The following is a 21,697-nucleotide window of genomic DNA, read 5'->3' as shown; positions in this document are numbered from 1 at the left end:
CCGTACGAGGTCCGGCTCAGTCGAGCCGGTCGAAGATCGCGAACAGCTCCTCGTCGTCAGCGGTTTCGAGATCCTCGTTGGACGCGTCCGCAGTTCCCGTCGCCGCATCGGGACCGCCCGCCGACTCGGCTGCCTTCAGCAGCTCCCGCAGGCGTACGGTGATCCGGTCGCGGGCCTCGTCATCGGAAGCCGCGGCCTCGATGGACGCCTCCAGACCGGCGAGACCGGCCAGCACCGGATCCGCGGCGGAGGCCTCGTCGACGGCGCACTCCTCGCGCAGGTGGCGGGCGAGGGCCAGCGGGGTCGGGTAGTCGAAGACCAGCGTCGCCGGAAGCTTCAGACCGGTCGCCTCACGCACCCGGTTCCGCAGTTCCACCGACGTCAGCGAGTCGAACCCGGCTTCCTTGAACGCCATCTCCGCACGGACACTGCCGGAGTCGGAATGCCCGAGCACGACCGCGGCCTGAGCACGCACCAGGTCGAGGAGCAGGGCCTCCTGCTCCGCCGCGGTGAGTCCGGTCAGCCGGTCGGACAGCTGCCGGCCCTCGTTGCCGGTGCCCCCGGCGTTCGCCAGTTGCCGGCCTGCCGGTACCAGGCCACGCAACAGGTGCGGCACCCCGACACCGGTCGCGGCGTCGGCACGCACACCCCGCAGGTCCAGCTTGACCGGCACCAGCAGCGCCTGTCCGGACCCCACGGCCGCACCGAACAGCTCCATACCCTCGGCGGACTTGAGCGCCATGACTCCCCCACGTCCCTCACGCCGGCTCATCTGAGTCAGGGTGAGGTCGTCGATGCTGTCGCCCAGACCTGTGACCTGCTCCCACGGGCCCCAGGCCAGCGACAGACCCGGCAGGCCCGCCGCCCGGCGGCAGGCCATCAACCCGTCCAGGAAAGCATTGGCCGCTGCGTAGCCACCACTACCAGCTCCCATAAAGATGGACGATGCGGAGGAGTAGACGATGAAGGCGTCGAGGTCCGTTCCGCGGGTCAGTTCGTCGAGGTGACGGACCGCGTCCACCTTCGGCGCGAAGACCCCCGCCAGCCGCTCCGGGGTCAGCGCCCCGACCACGCCGGGATCGAAAACGCCCGCGGTGTGCACCACACCGGACAGCCGGTGCTCGGCCGGAACCGATGCCAGAAGGGCCTCGACCTGGCCGCGGTCGGACACGTCGCAGGCGACCGCCGAGACCGCCGCACCCAGCTCGGTGAGTTCGGCGACCAGCTCCTGCACACCTTCGGCATCCGGGCCCCGACGGCTGGCCAGCAGCAGGTGCCGCACGCCGAGCCGGGTGACCAGGTGCCGGGCCGCCAGCGCGCCCAACGACCCGGCGCCGGAGACCAGGACGGTCCCGTCCGGTCCGAACACCGCGGGAGCATCCGGGACCTCGCCGGTGACCCGGACGAGTCGGGGCACGGAGAGGATCGTTCCGCGCACCGCGATCTGCGGCTCACCGCAGGCCAGTACCGAACCCAGCACGGAATCCAGCACCGTATCCGTGCCGCCTTCGGCAGCGGGGTCGGTGTCCAGCAGGACGATCCGGTCGGGGTTCTCGGCCTGGGCGGCACGCACCAGGCCCCACACCGCCGACCCGGCCGGGTCGGTCACCGCGCCGTCGCCGGCGGGAACCGCGCCACGCGTCAGAACCACCAGGCGCGACTCCTCCAGCCCTGCGTCGGCCAGCCACGCCTGTACGACCTCCAGTACCCGGGAGGTCAGAGCCAGCACCGCATCCTCGCCGGTACCGCCGACGGCTTCCAGGACGGCCGCGGCCGGGACCTCTGCACCGCCGGACAGGGCCGCCACCTCGTCAGCGGCGGACACCGGCACCCACGACGGCGACAGCCCGGCCCCCTGGACCCGGGGCAGCTCGGACCATTCCACCTCGAAGAGCGAGTTGGCGACCGCGGTGTCCGCAGCCGCGCCCAACTGCTCGACGGACACCGGCCGCAGAACCAGCGAGTCCAACGTCACGACCGGGCCACCGGTCTCGTCCGCAGCCTTGACCGACAGCGCGTCGGGACCGTTGGGCGCCACGCGTATCCGCAGGGCCGAGGCACCGGCGGCGTGCAGCGCCAGCCCGTTCCACGCGAACGGCATCACCGGTTCCGCGGATTCCTCCGTGGCCGTGCTCGCCGCGGCGCTGAACATCCCGGCCTGCAGGGCCGCGTCCAGCAGCGCGGGGTGGAGGCCGAACTTGCCGGCTTCCTTGCGCTGGTCCTCGGGCAGGGCGACCTCGGCGAAGAGTTCCTCGCCGCGCCGCCACACGGCCCGCATGCCCTGGAACGCCGGCCCGTACGCATACCCCACCTGCGCGAGCAGGTCGTATCCGCCGCTGATGTCCACCTGCTGCGCGCCGGCCGGGGGCCAGGCGGCGAAGTCGAACTCCTGCGCCGCTCCCCCTGTCGCCGGCGATGCCGCCAGGAGACCGGTGGCGTGCCGCGTCCACACGTCCGCGCCACCCTCGCCGACGGCGTCCTCACGCTGGGAGTACACGTTCACCGTGCGCGAACCGGTCTCGCCCGGCCCGCCGACGGCGACCTGCACGCGCACGCCGCCGTGCTCGGGCACCACCAGCGGTGCCTCGGTCACGAGTTCTTCCAGCAGCCCGCACCCGGCCTCATCACCGGCCCGCACCGCGAGCTCCACCAGCCCGGTGCCCGGGAGGAGCACCACGCCACCGACCCTGTGATCGGCCAGCCAGGGGTGCGACTTCAGCGACAGTCGCGAGGTGAAGACCAGACCGTCCGACTGCGGCAGCCGCACGACCGCACCCAGCAGCGGGTGATCGGCTGCCGCCTGGCCCAGCGACGCCGCATCGGTGGCCGCCTCGGCCAGGTGCAGCCAGTAGTGCTCGTGATCGAAGGCGTATGTCGGCAGGTCGATGCGGGCGGAAGCCGCTCCGGCGGGCAGGACCTTGGCCCAGTCCACGGCCACACCGCGGACGAACAGCTCGGCCATCGAGGCCAGCAGCCGTCGCAGGCCACCGTCCTCGCGGCGCAGCGAACCCGTCACCACCACATCGGTGTCGGTGTCGGTGTTGTCGATGGTCTCGGTGATCGGCTGGACCAGCACCGGGTGGGCGCTGACCTCCACGAACACCCCGTGCCCCTGCGACAGCAGCTCGGCCACGGCCGGACCGAAGCCCACCTGGCCACGCAGATTGCGGTACCAGTACGCGCCGTCCAGGACGTCGGCGTCCGACACCCACGTACCGGTGACGGTCGAGTAGAACGGCACCGTCGGGGCCTTCGCGTCGATCCCGGCCAGCGTCTCGGCGAGCGTGTCGCGAAGGTCTTCCACGTGCCGGGTGTGCGACGCGTAATCCACCGCGACCCGCCGCACCCGGACGCCATCGCCCGACAGCGCTTCCAGCGCCTCGTCCAGAGCCTCGGCGTCACCGGCGATCACCACGGAGGTCGGGCCGTTGACGGCGGCCACCTCGACCCGGTCCGCCCACGGCACCAGACGCGCAACCGCGGCGTCCGCGCTCAGCGCCACAGAAGCCATACCACCACGCCCGGCCAGCTCCTTGGCAATGGCCTGGCTGCGCAGCGCGACGACGCGCGCCGCATCGTCCAGGGACAGGGCCCCCGCGACGCAGGCAGCGGCGATCTCACCCTGCGAGTGACCCAGCACCGCATCGGGCTCCACGCCCACGGACGCCCAGACCGCGGCCAGGCCCACCATCACGGCGAAGCTGGCCGGCTGGAGTACGTCGACCCGCTCGATGAGGTCGGGGTCTCCTTCGCCGCGCAGTACGTCGATCAGCGACCAGTCGATCCACGGCTCCAGAGCGGCCGCGCACTCCGCGATCCGCTCGGCGAACACCGGCGAGGAGTCGAGGAGTTCCCGGCCCATGCCCGCCCACTGCGAGCCCTGCCCGGGGAACACCCACACGACCTTGCCCGAAGCAGACGCGCTCCCGGACACCACACCGGCCGCACTCTCACCGCGCGCCAGCGCCTGCAGACCGACCAGTGCTTCCTTGCCCGAGTCGGCGACAACCACCGCGCGCTCGCCGAAGACCGTACGGTCGGACACGAGCGTTCCGGCCACGTCGGTCAGCGACACCTCATCGGCGCCCTCGAGGAACGCCGCCAGCCGCCCGGCCTGGCCCGCGAGCGAACCGGCGCTCCGCGCCGAGACCACCAGCGGCACCACACCGGCAGGCGCCGGCGATTCCGCGACGGTCTCGGCCTCTTCGGCGGGTGCTTGCTCCAGGATCAGGTGCGCGTTCGTGCCGCTGACACCGAACGAGGACACACCGGCACGGCGCGGGTGACCGGTCTGCGGCCACTCCCGGGCCTCGGTCAGCAGCTCGACCGCACCCACCGTCCAGTCCACTTCAGTCGTGGGCTTCTGAGCATGCAGCGTGGGGGGCATGACGCCGTGCCGCAGCGCCTGCACCATCTTGATCACACTGGCCACACCGGCAGCCGCCTGCGCATGACCGATGTTCGACTTCAGGGAACCCAGCCACAGCGGCTGCTCCGGATCCCGGCCCTTGCCGTAGGTGGCAAGCAGTGCCTGCGCCTCGATCGGGTCGCCCAGGGCCGTACCCGTGCCGTGGCCCTCCACGATGTCCACGTCGGACGGGGAAAGTCCGGCGTTGGCCAGAGCCTTGCGGATCACCCGCTGCTGCGACGGACCGCTCGGAGCGGTCAGGCCGTTGGACGCACCGTCCTGGTTCACCGCACTGGCACGCAGCACCGCGAGAACCCGGTGTCCGCGCTCCCGAGCCACCGACAGGCGCTCGAGCAGCACCACGCCGACGCCCTCGGACAGCCCCATGCCGTCCGCGCCGTCCGCGAACGCCTTGCACCGGCCGTCAGCGGCCAGGCCACGCTGCCGGGAGAAGGCCATGAACGCACCGGGCGTCGACATGACCATCGCGCCGCCGGCCAGCGCCATCGAGCACTCTCCCTGGCGCAGCGCCTGCGCGGCCAGGTGCATCGCCACCAGGGACGAAGAGCACGCGGTGTCCACCGAAACCGCCGGGCCCTCGAAGCCGAACACGTACGACACCCGGCCCGACGCCACGCTCGGCGCCAGCCCCGTGCCCGCGAAACCTTCCACCTCCGGCGCGACCGTGCCGGTCCCGTAGCCCTGGCTGGAGACGCCGGAGAACACGCCGACGTCGGTGCCCTTCAGCGAGACCGGGTCGATGCCAGCCCCCTCCAAGGCCTCCCAGGATGTCTCCAGCAGCAGTCGCTGCTGCGGGTCCATCGCCAGCGCCTCACGCGGCGAGATCCCGAAGAACCCCGCGTCGAACTGGCCCGCCCCCTGCAGGAAGCCACCCTGGTCGGTGTACGAGGTACCCGCGTGGTCGGGATCGAGGTCGAACAGACCCTCCAGGTCCCAGCCGCGGTCGTCGGGGAAGGACGACACGGCGTCCCGGCCCTCACACACCATGCGCCACAGGTCCTCGGGACCGGCCACGCCGCCCGGCAGGCGGCAGGCCATACCCACGATCGCGAGCGGCTCACCCGTATCGGCCGCCACGACCGTCGGTTCGACCGGCGCCGGCGCCACGTCACCGAACTCCTCGCGCAGGTAGCGGGCGAGGGCCAGCGGGGTCGGGTAGTCGAAGACCAGCGTCGCCGGAAGCTTCAGACCGGTCGCCTCACGCACCCGGTTCCGCAGCTCGACCGAGGTCAGCGAGTCGAACCCGGCGTCCTTGAACGCCGTCTCCGCGCGGACGCCGCCCGGCCCGGTGTGCCCGAGCACGACCGCCGCCTGGGTACGCACCAGCTCGAGGAGCAGGGCCTCCTGCTCCGCCGCGGCGAGTCCGGCCAGCCGGTCGGAGAGCTGGCGCCCCTCGTCGGCGGCGCCGCCCGCGCTCGCCTGCTGTCGGCCCGCGCGGACCAGGCCGCGCAGCAGGTTCGGCACCGCACGACCGGCCGCCGCGTCAGCACGCACCCCGCGCAGGTCGAGCTTGACCGGCACCAGCAGCGCCTGTCCGGACACCAGACCGGCATCGAAGAGCTCCATGCCCTCCGCCGCCGAAATCGCGAGCACACCGCTACGGCTGGCACGCGCCTGGTCGACGTTGCTGAGGTGCGTGGCCATGCCGAGGGTCTGGTCCCACAGGCCCCAGGCCAGCGACAGGCCCGGCAGGCCCGCCGCCCGGCGGTTGTTCATCAGCCCGTCCAGGAAGGCGTTCGCCGCCGAGTAGTTGCCCTGGCCGGCGCCGCCGGACAGGCCCGCGACGGACGAGAACACGACGAACGCGTCGAGGTCCAGGCCCCGGGTCAGCTCGTCGAGGTGACGGACCGCGTCCACCTTCGGCGCGAAGACCCCCGCCAGCCGCTCCGGGGTCAGGGCCCCGATCAACCCGTCGTCGAACACGCCTGCGGTGTGCACCACACCGGTGAGGGGGTGCTCGGCCGGAACCGATGCCAGAAGGGCCTCGACCTGGCTGCGGTCGGACACGTCGCAGGCGACCGCCGAGACCGCAGCGCCCTGCCCGGTCAGCTCGGCAACCAGTTCGTGCACTCCGTCGGCATCCGGACCCCGACGGCTGGCCAGCACCAGCTGCCGCACCCCGTGCCGGGAGACCAGATGCCGGGCCACCAGACCACCCAGGGACCCGGCGCCCGAGACCAGGACGGTCCCCTCCGGCCCGAAGACCGCCGGAACGTCCGGAACATGGGCGGCCGTACGGGCGAGCCGGGGCACGGAGAAGGTGGTTCCGCGCACCGCGACCTGCGGCTCGCCGCAGGCCAGCACCGAGTCCAGCACCGTGTCCATCACCGAATCCGTGCCGCCTTCGGCAGCGGGGTCGATGTCCACCAGGACGATCCGGTCGGGGCTTTCCGTCTGGGCAGCCCGCACCAGACCCCACACCGCGGCGCCCGCGGGATCGGTCACCGCGCCGTCACCGGCGGGCACCGCACCCCGGGTCGCCACCACCAGCTGCGACTCCTCCAGCCCGGCGCCGGCCAGCCACGCCTGCAAGACCCCCAGCACCCGCGAGGTCAGCGCCAGGACCGCGTCCTCGCCACCGTCCTCATCGCCGACGGCTTCCAGGACCGCCACCAGCGATACTCCGGGGACCGCAGCCATGCCTTCGGCCAGCGACGTCACCTCGTCGGCGGTGGCCACCGGCGCCCACGACAGCGAGGGCTCGGCCTGCACCTCGGGCAGCGCGCTCCACTCCACCTGGAACAGCGAGTTGGCGACCGCAGCGTCCGCCGCGCCGCCCAGCTGCTCGGCGGACACCGGCCTGGACACCAGCGAGTCCAGCGTCAGGACCAGGTTGCCGGTCACGTCGGCGGCCTGGAACGTCAGCGCGTCAGGACCGCTCGGCGCCACGCGTACCCGCAGGGTCGAGGCACCGGCGGCGTGCAGCGCCAGCCCGTTCCACGCGAACGCGAGCACCGGTTCCCCGGCTTCTTCCTCCTGTGCCGTGCCCGCCGCTGCGCCGACCGTCCCGGCCTGCAGGGCCGCATCGAGCAGCGCCGGGTGAATGCCGAACTTTCCGGCGTCCTTGCTCTGCTCCTCGGGCAGGGCAACCTCGGCGAAGACCTCCTCGCCGCGCCGCCACACCGTCCGCAGGCCCTGGAACGCAGGACCGTACGCGTAGCCGCGCTCGAGCAGGTCGGTGTAGAAGTTCCCGACCTCGACCGGCTGCGCACCCCGCGGCGGCCAGGCGGCGAAGTCGAACTCCGTCCCATGGGCCGCCGGCGATGCCGACAGGAGTCCGGTGGCGTGACGCGTCCACACGTCCGCGCCACCCTCGCCGGCGGCGTCCTCGCGCTGCGAGTACACCTCCACCGTGCGCGAACCGGTCTCACCCGGCCCGCCGACGGCGACCTGCACCCGTACGCCGCCGTGCTCGGGCACCACCAGCGGCGCCTCGATCACCAGCTCTTCCAGCACCCCGCACCCGGCCTCGTCACCGGCCCGGACGGCCAGCTCCACCAGCCCGGTCCCGGGGAGGATCACCACACCACTCACCGCATGATCGGCCAGCCAGGCGTGGGACTTCAGGGACAGCCGCGAGGTGAAGACGAGCCCGTCGGACTGCGGCAGGCGCACCACCGCGCCCAGCAGCGGGTGATCGGCCGTCGTCTGGCCCAGCGAGGCCGCATCCGTGGCGCCCCCGACCGCCTCGAGCCAGTAGTGCTGGTGCTCGAAGGCGTACGTCGGCAGGTCCACGTGTGCGGACTTGGCACCGGCGGGCAGGACAGCGCTCCAGTCCACGGCCACACCGCGGACGAACAGCTCGGCCATCGAGGCCAGCAGCCGGCGCAGGCCACCGTCTTCACGGCGCAGCGAGCCGGTCACCAGCACATTGGCGGTGGTGTCGGTGTTGTCGACGGTCTCGGTGATCGGCTGGACCAGCACCGGGTGGGCGCTGACCTCGACGAAGACCCCGTGGCCCTGGTCGACCAGGTCGGCCACGGCCGGACCGAAGCCCACCTGGCCGCGCAGATTGCGGTACCAGTACGCGCCGTCGAGGACGTCGGCGTCCGCCACCCACGTACCCGTGACGGTCGAGTAGAACGGCACGGTCGGTGCCAGAGCACTCACCTCGGCCAGCGCTGCGGCGAGCGCCTCGCGGATGTCCTCCACGTGCCGGGTGTGCGAGGCGTAGTCCACCGCGACCCGCCGCACCCGGACGCCCTCACCGGACAGCGACTCCAGCGCCTCGTCCAGAGCCTCGGCGTCACCGGCGATCACCACGGAGGACGGGCCGTTGACCGCGGCCACCTCGACCCGATCGGCCCACGGAGCCAGACGCGCAACGGCCTCGTCCGCGCTCAGCGCCACCGAAGCCATGCCGCCGCGGCCGGCCAGGTCCTTCGCGATGGCCTGGCTGCGCAGCGTCACCACGCGTGCCGCGTCCTCCAGCGAGAGCGCACCCGCCACGCAGGCAGCGGCTATCTCACCCTGGGAGTGACCGAGCACCGCATCGGGCTCCACGCCCGCCGACGCCCAGACCGCGGCAAGGCCCACCATCACGGCGAAGCTGGCCGGCTGCAGGACGTCGACCCGCTCCATGAGCTCGGGATCGGTCTCGCCGCGCAGTACGTCGATCAGCGACCAGTCGATCCACGGCTCCAGAGCGGCAGCGCACTGCGCGATCCGCTCGGCGAACACCGGGGAGGAGTCGAGGAGTTCGCGGCCCATGCCGGCCCACTGCGAGCCCTGCCCGGGGAAGACCCACACGACCTTGCCCGGCGCACCGGAACCGGCGCTGCCGGCCACGACGCCGGCCGCGTCCTCACCGCGCGCCAGCGCCTGGAGACCGGCCAGCGCCTCGTCGGCAGAGTCGGCCACGACCACCGCACGCTCGCCCAGCACCGCGCGGCCCGACACCAGAGCCCCGGCGACGTCCGCCGTCGACACTCCGTCGGCGCCCTCGACGAAGGCCGCCAGCCGCCCGGCCTGTGCCGAAAGCGCACCGGGGGTCCGCGCCGACACCACCAGCGGCACCACACCGGTGGGGAGCGCCTCGCCGGAGGCCTGCTCCGCCTCCTCCTGCGGAGCCTCCTCCAGGATCAGGTGGGCGTTCGTGCCACTGACACCGAACGCGGACACACCGGCCCGGCGCGGCCGGCCGTTCTGCGGCCACTCCCGCGCCTCGGTCAGCAGCTCCACCGCACCCGCGGACCAGTCGACTTCAGTCGTGGGCGCATCCACGTGCAGCGTGGGAGGCATCACGCCGTGGCGCAGTGCCTCCACCATCTTGATCACACCGGCCACACCGGCAGCCGCCTGTGCGTGACCGATGTTCGACTTCAACGAGCCGAGCCACAGCGGCTGTTCCGCGTCGCGGCCCTGGCCGTACGTCGCCAGGAGCGCCTGCGCCTCGATCGGATCGCCCAGGGCCGTACCGGTCCCGTGACCCTCCACCACGTCCACATCCGCCACCACCAGCCCGGCGCTCGCCAGCGCTCCGCGGATCACCCGCTGCTGCGAGGGGCCGTTCGGCGCGGTCAGGCCGTTGGAAGCACCGTCCTGGTTGACCGCGCTGCCGCGCAGTACCGCCAGCACCCGGTGCCCGCGCTCCCGCGCCACCGACAGCCGCTCCAGTACGACCACACCGACGCCCTCGGCCCAGCCCGTGCCGTCCGCGGCATCGGCGAATGCCTTGCACCGGCCGTCGGCGGCCAGGCCACGCTGCCGGGAGAACTCCGCAAAGACGCCGGGCGAAGCCAGCACCGTCGCGCCGCCGGCCAGCGCCATCGAGCACTCGCCCTGGCGCAGCGCCTGCGCGGCCAGGTGCATCGCCACCAGCGAGGACGAACACGCGGTGTCCACCGAGACCGCCGGCCCCTCGAAACCGAGCACGTAGGACACCCGGCCCGAGGCCACGCTCGTCGAGCCGCCCGTGCCCGCGAACCCCTCCAGCTCGGGGGTCACCACACTGGCTCCCGGCGCTACGTAGCCCTGGCCGAAGACCCCGGAGAACACGCCGACGTCGCTGCCCTTCAGCGAGACCGGGTCGATGCCCGCCCGCTCCAGCGCCTCCCACGAGGTCTCCAGCAGCAGCCGCTGCTGCGGGTCCATCGCCAGCGCCTCACGCGGCGAAATCCCGAAGAACCCCGCGTCGAAGAGCCCCGCCTCGTGCAGGAACCCACCCTGATCCGTGTACGAGGTACCCGCACGCTCGGGGTCCGGGTCGAACAGGCCCTCCAGATCCCAACCCCGGTCCTCGGGGAACCCGGAGACGGCGTCCCGGCCCTCGGACACCATCTGCCACAGGTCCTCCGGCCCCGCCACACCACCCGGCAGACGGCAGGCCATGCCCACGATGGCGATCGGTTCACGGGAAGCGTCGAGGAGTTGGCGGTTCTGCTTCTTCAGCGAGCCGACCTCTTCCAGCGACTTCCTCAGCGCCTGGACGACCTTTTCATACGACGCACTCACTTAATTGCCCCAATCATTCAGCGGTTCCGAAGGTGTTTATTCGCCGAGCGCCAGCTGCACGAGATCGTCGACGTCCAGCTCGGCGATCGCCCTCTCCTCGTCGGCGTTGTCGATCCCGCCGATTTCCGGTGCGCCGTCGCCCCGGGCGACCAGCTTGACCAGGGCTTCCATCAATCCTGCTTCCCGGAACCGGGCCAGCGGGAGAGATGCGAGTGCGTTCCGCAGCCGCTCCTCATCCACTTCCATCTCGATTGCGTCGTTGTCCGGCAGCAATTCCTGGTGCAGGTGGCGGGCGAGGGCCTGCGGGGCCGGATAGTCGAAGACCAGCGTGGCCGGAAGCTTCAAACCGGTCGCCTCACGCAGCCGGTTGCGCAATTCCACCGACGTGAGCGAGTCGAACCCGGCGTCCTTGAACGCCATGTCCGTCCGCACGCTCTCCGGCCCGGCATGTCCGAGCACGGCGGCCACCTGGGTCCGTACCAGGTCCAGGAGGACCTTCGTCTGGTCGGCGGCGGTCAGTGCGACCAGCCGGTCGTACAGCTTCCGGCCCTCGTCGGCGGTGGCCGCCGCCTGCGCCTGCTGCCGCCCCACCCGGACCAGGCTGCGCAGCATGTGCGGTACGGCGCCACCGGCGGCCGCGTCGGCGCGCACCCCCCGCAGGTCCAGCTTGGCCGGCACCAGCAGGGACTGTGCGGACCCCAGAGCGGCTTCGAACAGCTCCATACCCTCTTCCGGCGGCATCGCCTGCAGACCACCGCGCCGGTTCATCCGGTTCCTGGTGAGGTCGTCGGTGTTGGCCGCCATGCCGGAGGTCTGGTCCCACAGGCCCCAGGCCAGCGACAGACCCGGCACACCCGAAGCCCGGCGGTTGGCCATCAGCCCGTCCAGGTAGGCGTTCGCCGCCGCGTAACTGCCGCTGCCCGCACCCATGAAGACGGCCGAGACGGAGGAGTAGACGATGAACGCGTCGAGGTCCAGGCCTCGCGTCAGCTCATCCAGGTGCCGCACCGCGTCCACCTTCGGCGCGAACACCCGCGCCAGCCGCTCCGGGGTCACCGTTCCGATCACCCCGGCATCCAGCACACCTGCGGTGTGCACGACACCGGTCAGCCGGTGCCCGGCCGGCACCGCTGCCAGCAGCGCCTCGACCTGGCCACGGTCGGACACGTCACAGGCCACCACCGACACCGCAGCACCCAGCTCGGCCAGCTCGGCCACCAGCTCCTGCACCCCTTCGGCCTCCGGACCCCGACGGCTCGCCAGCAGCAGCTGACGCACCCCGCGGCGGGAGACCAGATGCCGGGCCACCAGGCCACCCAACGACCCGGTACCACCCGTGACCAGGACCGTCCCCTCCGGCCCGAACACCGCCGGAACATCCGGGACCTCACCGCCGGCCCGGACGAGCCGGGGGGCGGAGAGGGCCGTGCCACGGACCGCGACCTGCGGCTCCCCGCTGGCCAGCACCGCACCCAGCACCAGCTCCGCGGCGCCTTCGGCAGCGGGGTCGGTGTCCAGGAGGACGATCCGGTCTGGGTTCTCGCCTTGGGCGGCCCGCACCATGCCCCATACCGCCGACCCGGCCGGGTCGGTCACCGCGCCGTCGCCGGCGGGAACCGCACCCCGGGTCACGACCACCAGCCGCGACTCCTCCAGCCCGGACCCGGCCAGCCACGCCTGCACGACCTCCAGTACCCGGGAAGTCAGAGCCAGCACCGCGCCCTCGCCGGAACCACCGACGGCCTCGAGAACCGCCACCGCCGGGGCACCTGCGCTCCCGGCGAGCGCCGCCACATCGTCGGCGTCGGCCACCGACAGCCACGAGGGAGCGAGCCCGGCCCCCTGGGCCTGGGACAGCTCGGTCCACTCCACCTGGAACAGCGAGTCGGTGCGCGCCGTGCTCCCCGCGGTCTCCAACTGCTCGGCGGAGACCGGCCGGAACACCAGCGAGTCCAGCGTCAGGACCAGGCCACCGGTCTCGTCGGCAGCCTCGACCGCCAGCGCCTCCGGGCCGCTCGGCGCCACGCGCACCCGCAGGGCCGACGCACCCGCGGCGTGCAGCTCCAGCCCGCTCCACTCGAGCGGCTGCAGCTGTCCGTCCGCCTCCACGGCGTCGACCGTCCCTGCGTGCAGGGCCGCGTCCAGCAGCGCGGGGTGGATGCCGAACCTGCCGGCTTCCTTGCGCTGCCCCTCGGGCAGGGCGACCTCGGCGAAGACCTCCTCGCCGCGCCGCCACACCGCCCGTACGCCCTGGAACGCCGGGCCGTAGCCGTAGCCACGCTCGGCCAGACCGGAGTAGAAGTCCCCGATCTCGACCGGCTGCGCTCCGGCCGGCGGCCAGGCGGCGAAGTCGAACCCGGTGCCACTGCCGCCCGTCTGAGCCGATGCCGACAGCACACCGGTGGCGTGCCGCGTCCACAGCCCCTCACCGGCGGCGTCCTCGCGCTGGGCGTAGATCGCCACGGTCCGCGAGCCGGTCTCACCCGGTCCGCCGACGGCGACCTGTACGCGGACTCCGCCGTGCTCGGGCACCACCAGCGGTGCCTCGATGACGAGTTCGTCCAGGACCCCGCAGCCGGCCTCATCACCGGCCCGCACCGCGAGCTCCGCCAGCCCGGTGCCCGGAAGGAGCACCACGCCACCGATCGTGTGATCGGCGAGCCAGGGGTGCGACTTCAGCGACAGCCGCGAGGTGAAGACGAGCCCGTCGGACTGCGGCAGCTGCACCACCGCACCCAGCAGCGGGTGATCGGCCGTCGTCTGGCCCAGCGAGGCAGCGTCCGTGGCCGACCCGGCCGTCTGGAGCCAGTAGTGCTGGTGCTCGAAGGCGTACGTCGGCAGGTCGATGCGGGCGGACGCCGCTCCGGCGGGCAGGACCTTGGCCCAGTCCACGGGCACACCGCGTACGAACAGCTCGGCCATCGAGGCCAGCAGCCGTCGCAGGCCACCGTCCTCGCGGCGCAGCGAACCCGTCACCACCACATCGGTGTCGGTGTCGGTGTCGGTGTTGTCGATGGTCTCGGTGATCGGCTGGACCAGCACCGGGTGGGCACTGACCTCCACGAACACCCCGTGCCCCTGCGCCAGCAGGTCGGCCACGGCCGGACCGAAGCCCACCTGGCCACGCAGATTGCGGTACCAGTACGCGCCGTCCAGGACATCGGCTTCCGCCACCCAACCACCGGTCACGGTCGAGTAGAACGGCACCGTCGGGGCCTTCGCGCCGATCCCGGCCAGCGTCTCGGCGAGCGTGTCACGAAGGTCTTCCACATGCCGGGTGTGCGACGCGTAATCCACCGCGACCCGACGCACCCGGACGCCCTCGCCCGACAGCGCCTCCAGCGCCTCGTCCAGCGCCTCGGCATCACCGGCGATCACCACCGACGACGGCCCGTTGACCGCGGCGACCTCGACCCGGTCCGCCCACGACACCAGCCGCGCAACGGCCTCGTCCGCGCTCAGCGCGACCGACGCCATACCGCCACGCCCGGCCAGCTCCTTGGCAATGGCCTGGCTACGCAAGGCCACCACGCGCGCCGCGTCCTCCAGCGACAACGCACCCGCCACACACGCGGCCGCGATCTCACCCTGGGAGTGACCGAGCACCGCATCGGGCTCCACGCCCACGGACGCCCAGACCGCGGCCAGGCCCACCATCACGGCGAAGCTGGCCGGCTGGAGTACGTCGACCCGCTCGATGAGGTCGGGGTCTCCTTCGCCGCGCAGTACGTCGATCAGCGACCAGTCGATCCACGGCTCCAGCGCAGCCGCGCACTCCGCGATCCGCTCGGCAAAGACCGGCGAGGAGTCGAGCAACTCCCGGCCCATACCCGCCCACTGCGAGCCCTGACCCGGGAACACCCACACGACCTTGCCCGAAGCAGACGCACTCCCGGACACCACACCGGCCGCACCCTCACCGCGCGCCAGCGCCTGCAGACCGACCAGCGCCTCCTCGCCCGAGTCGGCAACAACCACCGCACGCTCACCGAAGACCGTACGCTCCGACACCAACGCCCCGGCCACGTCCGCCAGCGACACCCCATCGGCGCCCTCGACGAACGCCGCCAACCGCCCGGCCTGACCCGCCAGCGAACCGGCGCTCCGCGCCGACACCACCAGCGGCACCACACCGGCAGGCGCCGGCGATTCCGCAACGGTCTCGGCCGTCTCCGGCGGTGCCTCCTCCAGAATCAGGTGCGCGTTCGTCCCGCTGATGCCGAACGAAGAGACACCGACCCGACGCGGATGGCCGTTGCGCGGCCACTCCCGCGCCTGCGTCAGCAGCTCGATCGCACCCGCCGACCAGTCCACCTGGCTTGACGGCTCCTGCGCGTGCAGCGTGGGCGGCATGACGCCGTGCCGCAGCGCCTGCACCATCTTGATCACGCCGGCCACACCGGCAGCCGCCTGCGTGTGCCCGATGTTCGACTTCAGGGAACCCAGCCACAGCGGCTGCTCCGGGTCCCGGTCCCGCCCGTACGTCGCCAGGAGCGCCTGCGCCTCGATCGGGTCGCCCAGGGTCGTACCCGTGCCGTGGCCCTCCACCACGTCCACATCGGACGGGGCGAGCCCGGCACTGGCCAGGGCCTTGCGGATCACCCGCTGCTGCGAGGGACCGTTCGGCGCCGTCAGACCGTTCGACGCGCCGTCCTGGTTGACCGCGCTGCCGCGCAGCACCGCCAGCACCCGGTGCCCGCGCTCACGCGCCACCGACAGCCGCTCCAGCACCACCAGACCGACGCCCTCGGACAGCACCGTGCCGTCCGCGCCGTCGGCGTACGCCTTGCACCGGCCGTCAGCGGCCATGCCGCGCTGACGCGACATGCCGAGGATTCCGATCGGCGATCCCATCACGGCGACACCGCCGGCGAGCGCCATCGAGCACTCGCCCTGGCGCAGCGCCTGCGCGGCCAGGTGCATCGCCACCAGGGACGAAGAGCAGGCCGTGTCCACGGTGACCGCGGGGCCCTCGAAACCGAAGGCGTACGACACGCGGCCCGAGGCCACACTGCCCGCCGTGGCGGTCGTGACGAAGCCTTCGAGTTCCTCGGGCATGTTCGTCAGGGACTCGACGTAGTCGTGGATGGAGACACCGGAGAAGACGCCGATGTTGCTGCCCTGTGCCGTGCTCGGGTCGATGCCCGCCCGCTCCAGCGCCTCCCAGGAGGCCTCCAGCAGCAGTCGCTGCTGCGGGTCCATCGCCAGCGCCTCGTTCGGCGAGATGCCGAAGAACGCGGCGTCGAACTGCGCGGCCCCGTGCAGGAATCCGCCCCGGCCGGCGGGCGAGGTGCCCGTACGGTCGGGGTCCGGGCCGTACAGACCGTCCAGGTCCCAGCCGCGGTCGTCGGGGAAGGACGACATGCCCTCGCGGCCCTCGGACACCAGCTGCCACAGGCCATCGGGATCGGCCACACCGCCCGGCAGCCGGCACGCCATCCCGACGATCGCGATCGGCTCATCGGGATCCGCGACGACGGCCGCAGCCGAGGCAGGGGTGCCGGCCGCCGCGTCGCCGAGCTCCTCGCGGAGATGGCGGGCGAGCGCGACCGGGGTGGGGTAGTCGAAGATCAGCGTGGCCGGCAGCTTCACGCCGGTCGCCGCGCTGAGCCGGTTCCGCAGCTCGACCGCGGTCAGCGAGTCGAACCCGATGTCACTGAACCCGCGGGTGCCCTGCGCCAGTTCGGGGCCGCTGAAACCGAGTACGTTGCCCGATTCGGCCTGGACGACGGTCAGCAGGATGCTCTCCTGCTCGGCCGGCGACAGCCCGGCGAGCCGGCGGACCAGTCCGCTGCTGTCCCCGGCAGCCGCCCGCGCCACGCGCCGACTCGCGCGGACCAGGCCGCGCAGCAGATGCGGGACTCCCCCGCCGGCTGCGGCCTGGCTTCGCATGGCCTTCAGGTCCAGCTTGATCGGCACCAGCAGCGCCTGGCCCGCGTACAGGCCGACGTCGAAGATGTGCAGGCCCTCCGCCGGCGTCATCGCCAGCACGCCACCACGGCTCATACGGGCCTGGTCGACGGCGCTGAGGTGAGCGGTCAGGCCGTTGCTCTGCTCCCACAGGCCCCAGGCCAGTGACAGCGCAGGCAGGCCCGCCGCCCGACGGCCGGCCATCAGGCCGTCGAGGAAGGCATTGGCCGCCGCATAGTTGCCCTGGCCGGCCGACCCCATGAGCGAGGCGGCGGACGAGAACACGATGAACGCGTCGAGGTCCAGGCCGCGGGTCAGCTCGTCGAGGTGGCGGACCGCGTCCACCTTCGGCGCGAACACCGTCGCGAGCCGCTCCGGGGTCAGTGTTGCGATCACGCCGTCGTCCAGCACACCGGCCATGTGCACGACACCGGTCAGCCGGTGCTCGGCCGGCACCGACGCCAGCAGGGCCTCGACCTGGCCACGGTCGGACACGTCACAGGCCACCACCGACACCGCGGCACCCAGCTCGGCCAGCTCGGCGACCAGCTCCTGCACACCCTCGGCAGCCGGACCCCGACGGCCGGCCAGCAGCAGCTGACGCACCCCGTGCCGGGTGACCAGGTGACGGGCCACCAGACCGCCCAGGGCGCCGGTGCCACCCGTGACCAGGACGGTCCCTTCGGCACCGAACACCGCGGGCTCGTCCGGGACCTCCCCGCCGGCCCGGACGAGCCGGGGGACGGAGAGGGCCGTTCCGCGCACTGCGACCTGCGGCTCGCCGCTGGCCAGCACCGCGCCCAGGACGGAACCCGCTCCGTCGCCGGAGGCCGGGTCGGTGTCGATCAGAACGATCCGGTCGGGGTTCTCGGCCTGCGCGGCACGCACCAGACCCCAGACGGCCGATCCGGCCGGGTCGGTCACCGTACCGTCGCCGGCGGGAACCGCGCCGCGGGTCACCACGACCAGCCGCGACTCCTCCAGCCCGGTCCCGGCCAGCCAGGCCTGGACGACCTCGAGCACCCTGGAGGTCGACTCCAGTACCGCGCCCTCGCCGTCGGCCCCGGCCACGGCCTGCAGGACCGCCACCGCCGGGACGCCGGCGCTCCCGGCCAGAGCGACCACGTCGGCGGCGGCGGACACCGGCGCCCACGACGGCGAAGCCTCCGCGCCCTGGGCCGAGGGCAGCTCGGTCCACTCCACCCCGAAGAGCGTGTCGCGGCTCTCATCGCCTGCCGCGGCGCCCAGCTGGTCGGTGGACACCTCACGGGACACCAGCGAGTCCATCGTCAGGACCATGTCGCCGGTCTCGTCGGAGGCCTGGAACGACAGCGCGTCCGGGCCGCACGGCGCGATCCGCACCCGCAGTGCCGAGGCACCCACGGCGTGCAGCACCAGCCCGTTCCACGCGAACGGCAGCACTTGGCGGTCGTCGTCCGGATTGGCGAAGGCGTTCGTGTGGAGGGCGGCGTCCAGCAGCGCGGGGTGCATGCCGAACTTGCCGGCGTCCTCCCGCTGTTCCTCGGGCAGGACGGCCTCGGCGAAGACCTCGTCACCGCGCCGCCACACCGCCCGCAGGCCCTGGAACGCCGGACCGTACGCGTAGCCGCGCTCGAGCAGGTCGGTGTAGAAGTTCCCGACCTCGACGGGCTCCGCACCGGCCGGCGGCCACGCGGCGAAGTCGAATCCCTGCGCCGCTGTGCGTGTCGCCGAAGGCTCCGCCAGGAGTCCGGTGGCGTGCCGCGTCCATTCGTTCGCGCCACCCTCGCCGGCCGCGTCCTCGCGCTGGGAGTACACGTCCACCGTGCGCGTGCCGGTCGGGTTCGGTCCGCCGACCGCGACCTGCAACCGCACTCCGCCGTGCTCGGGCAGCACCAGGGGTGCCTCGATCACGAGTTCTTCCAGGACTCCGTAGCCGAACTCGTCGCCGGCGCGCACCGCGAGGTCGACGTACATCGTGCCGGGGATGATCACCACGCCGCCGATGGCGTGACCGGCCAGCCAGGGGTGCGTGCGCAGCGACAGCCTCGAGGTGAAGACCAGCCCGTCGGACTGCGGCAGCTGCACCACCGCGCCCAGCAGCGGGTGATCGGCCCCGGTCAGCCCCAGCGACGCCGCGTCCGTGGCCGAGCCGGCCATCTGGATCCAGTAGTGCTGGTGGTCGAAGGCGTAGGTCGGCAGGTCCACACGCCGGAACGCCGCTCCACCGGGCAGGACCTCGGCCCAGTCCAGGGCCACACCGCGGGCGAACAGCTCGGCCATCGAGGCCAGCAGCCGGCGCAGACCGCCGTCCTGACGCCGCAGGGACCCGGTCACCACCACATCGGTGCCGGTGTCGGCCTTGTCGACGGCCTCGGTGATCGGCTGGACCAGCACCGGGTGGGCACTGACCTCCACGAACACCCCGTGCCCCTGCGACAGCAGCTCGGCCACGGCCGGACCGAAGCCCACCTGGCCACGCAGATTCCGGTACCAGTACCCGCCGTCGAGGACATCGGCGTCCTCGACCCACGTGCCGGTGACGGTGGAGTAGAACGGCACCTTCGGCGCCTGCGCGCCGACCCCGGCCAGCGCCTCGGCGAGCGCGTCGCGGATGTCCTCGACGTGCCGCGTGTGCGAGGCGTAGTCCACCGCGACCCGACGCACCCGGACGCCCTGGTCCTCCAGCGCGTCCAGCGCCTCGTCCAGCGCCTCGGCGTCTCCGGCGATCACCACGGAGGACGGCCCGTTGACCGCCGCGACCTCGACCCGGTCCGCCCAGCGCTCCAGACGCGCGACGGCCTCTTCCTCGGTCAGCGCGACCGACGCCATACCGCCGCGGCCGGCCAGGTCCTTCGCGATGGCCTGGCTGCGCAGCGCCACCACGCGCGCCGCGTCCTCCAGCGACAGCGCACCCGCCACACACGCGGCCGCGATCTCACCCTGCGAGTGGCCGAGCACCGCGTCGGGCTCGACGCCCACGGAGGCCCACACCGCTGCCAGACCGACCATCACGGCGAAGCTCGCCGGCTGCAGGACGTCGACCCGGTCAAGGAGCTCGGGTTCGGCGTCGCCGCGCAGTACGTCGATCAGCGACCAGTCCACCCACCGCTCCAGGGCGGCGGCGCACTGCGCGATCCGCTCGGCGAACACCGGGGAGGAGTCGAGCAGTTCACGGCCCATGCCGGCCCACTGCGAGCCCTGACCCGGGAACACCCACACGACCTTGCCCGGCGTACCCGAACCGGTCACCACACCGGCCGCACTCTCACCGCGCGCCAGCGCCTGCAGACCGGCCAGCGCCTCGTCGTGGGAACCCGCGAGCACCACCGCGCGCTCACCCAGCACGGCGCGGCCCGACACCAGCGTTCCGGCCACGTCCGCCAGCGGCACCTCATCGGCGTCCTCGACGAACGCCGCCAGCCGCCCGGCCTGGGCCGCCAGCGAAGCAGCGGTCCCCGCCGACACCACCAACGGCACCACACCGGCGGGCTGCGCCACGTCCGCGACGGTCTCCGCCTCCTCGCCGGGCGCCTCCTCCAGGATCATGTGCGCGTTCGTGCCGCTGGCCCCGAACGCGGAGACACCGGCGCGGCGCGGGTGGCCGTTCTGCGGCCACTCCCGCGCCTCGGTCAGCAGCTCGACGGCACCCGCAGACCAGTCCACCTGGGGGGTGGGCGCGTCCACGTGCAGGGTGGCCGGGAGCGTCTTGTGCCGCAGCGCCTGGACCATGTTGATCACGGCGGCCACGCCGGACGCCGCCTGCGTGTGCCCGATGACGGACTTGACCGAGCCGAGCCACAGCGGCTGTTCCGGGTCGCGGCCCTGGCCGTAGGTGGCCAGCAGCGCCTGCGCCTCGATCGGGTCGCCCAGCACCGTACCCGTGCCGTGGCCCTCCACCGCGTCCACGTCGGAGGGGGTGAGCCCCGCGCTGTCGAGCGCCTTGCGGATCACCCGCTGCTGCGAGGGACCGTTCGGCGCGGTCAGGCCGTTGGACGCACCGTCCTGGTTCACGGCACTGCCGCGGATCACGGCCAGTACCTGGTGCCCGCGCTCCTGCGCCACCGAGAGGCGCTCCAGCAGCACCACGCCCACGCCCTCGGCCCAGCCGGAACCGTCGGCGCCGGCGGCGTAGGACTTGCAGCGCCCGTCGAAGGCGAGTGCGCGCTGACGTGCGAAGCCGACGAACCCGCCCGGCGTCGCCATGACCGTCGAGCCGCCCGCGAGCGCCATGGAGCACTCGCCCCGGCGCAGCGCCTGTGCGGCGAGGTGGATCGCGACCAACGAGGAGGAGCACATGGTGTCGACCGTCACCGCGGGGCCCTCGAGCCCGAGGGTGTAGGCGACCCGCCCGGAGGCGACGCCGCCCGCCGTGCCCAGGGCGCGCTCCAGGCTGAGGTACCCCTCGAAGCCGCTGAGGTCCGGCGCGTAGTCCTGGTGGACGATTCCGGCGAACACGCCGATGTCGCTGCCGCGTACCGAGTGGGGGTCGATGCCGGCCCGCTCGAAGGTCTCCCAGGACACCTCGAGCAGCTGTCGCTGCTGGGGGTCCATCGCCAGGGCCTCACGCGGCGAGATCCCGAAGAATCCGGCGTCGAACTGCGCCGCGTCGTGCAGGAAGGCGCCCTCCCGTACATACGTCGTACCGGGGTTGTCGGGGTCCGGGTGGTAGAGGCCCTCCACGTCCCAGCCGCGGTCCTCGGGGAACGTGCTGTACACGTCGGCACCCTCGGACACCACCCGCCAGAAGTCCTCCGGCCCGCGGATTCCGCCGGCGTACCGGCAGGCCATGGACACGATCGCGATGGGCTCCGCGGCTGCCGCGACGAGTGTGCTGTTCTCCTGCTGAAGCCGGGCGTTCTCCTTCAGCGAGGCACGCAGTGCCTCAACGACCTGCTGGTCGGGCGCCGACATATCCATCCTCCA

At 72.9% G+C, this 21,697-nt stretch carries 2 protein-coding genes; both read right to left on the bottom strand.

Annotated elements, in window-relative coordinates; genetic code table 11:
• Positions 1-16: 16 nt before the first annotated feature.
• Positions 17-10,882 (bottom strand): type I polyketide synthase, encoded by a 10,866-nt coding sequence (locus ACZ5WG_RS28480; protein WP_468726838.1) that lies wholly within the window; start codon positions 10,880-10,882, stop codon positions 17-19.
• A 36-nt stretch (positions 10,883-10,918) separates the two neighbouring features.
• Positions 10,919-21,685 carry a type I polyketide synthase gene (locus ACZ5WG_RS28475; protein WP_468726837.1) on the bottom strand — a complete coding sequence of 3,589 codons (10,767 nt, stop codon included), beginning with the start codon at positions 21,683-21,685 and terminating at the stop codon, positions 10,919-10,921.
• Positions 21,686-21,697: the final 12 nt, after the last annotated feature.

Source organism: Streptomyces sp. NPDC032745, assembly GCF_055579465.1.
This window is presented reverse-complemented; position numbering and strand designations above follow the sequence as displayed.